At 63.2% G+C, this 1,051-nt stretch carries 1 protein-coding gene and 1 pseudogene; both read left to right on the top strand.

Annotated features, from left to right (window positions below; genetic code table 11):
* Positions 1 to 203 (top strand): annotated as a pseudogene (locus tag EN893_RS35365) (4-oxalocrotonate tautomerase); the annotation flags it as partial.
* Positions 204 to 326: 123 nt separating this feature from the next.
* The coding region (locus EN893_RS35360; RefSeq protein ID WP_164901456.1) for a 1-acyl-sn-glycerol-3-phosphate acyltransferase at positions 327 to 1,051 on the top strand (725 nt) is incomplete at its 3' end.

Raw genomic sequence — 1,051 nt, 5'->3', positions numbered from 1 at the left:
ATATCAAGGTGGTCGACGGCACCAACACCAAGCTTGAGCTGGAGGCCTATCTGAAGGCGATCTTCGCGGCCTTCGGCCGTCTGCTGGGCGGCGTGCACGAGGAGAGCTACGCCTTCGTACATGAAGTGCCGGCAGCCGCTTACGGCTATGGCGGCAAGACGCAGGAATTTCGTTTCATCAGTGGACGGCTGCAGGCGGCATGACAAGCAGCTTCCCGCACCAGGGAAGCAAAAGCTCCGCATTGACCTTCCTCCCACATCGTCTAGGTTCTGGCCGAAGCGGCCGCAAAAGAGCCGAGATGCTAAGAATGTTGGGAGAGACGCGGCATGGTCCTGACACTGGCGCTGCTTGCGGGTCTTGTTCTGGCCTGGCTGCTGATCGGCGTGGTGGAAATATTCCGCCTCGGCCTGCGCTTTACCCAGGCGCTGCTCTATGTGCCGTTCAAGCTCGCCTACCGGATCGCCGACAGCCGTATCAGGATCGCCCGCCAGGCGCAGGCTCCAGTCATCTACGTCATCTCGCATCAATCGCGCTTCGAACCGGCGCTGATGCTGTCGCTGCTGCCGGAAGACACACTGCACATACTCGACGAGGCCTCGGCGCGCTCGCCGTGGCTTGAACTTTGGCGCGAGCTTGGCCGTACCATCGCTTTCAACGCCGAACATCTCTTCGTCAGCCGCCGGCTGGTGCGCGTGCTGAGGGGCAAGGGCCGGCTCGCCGTCTATCTGCCGGATGCGGTCGAGCCTGACGTCAAGATGTTTCGGTTGTTTCGTGCCGTCACCCGCATCGCCATGCAGGCCGATGCCAAGATCGTGCCGATCTTCGTCGGCGGCGCGCGCGGCCTGCCGGTGTCGCTGACACCCGCGGACAAGGCGCCACGACACTGGTTTCCGCAGCTGTCGATCAGCGTGCTGGAACCTATGACCATCGCCGAACTGGTGGCGCGGAACCCCGATCAGGCCTCGAACACCAACGCGCTGTTCGACCGTGTCGCCGAGGCGCGGCTCTTCGGCACCAACCTCGATCGTGGCCTGTTCCTGGCCATGCGCGA

Source organism: Mesorhizobium sp. M7A.F.Ca.CA.004.04.2.1 (assembly GCF_004022825.1).
In the GTDB taxonomy this organism is placed as follows: Bacteria; Pseudomonadota; Alphaproteobacteria; order Rhizobiales; family Rhizobiaceae; genus Mesorhizobium.
This window is presented reverse-complemented; position numbering and strand designations above follow the sequence as displayed.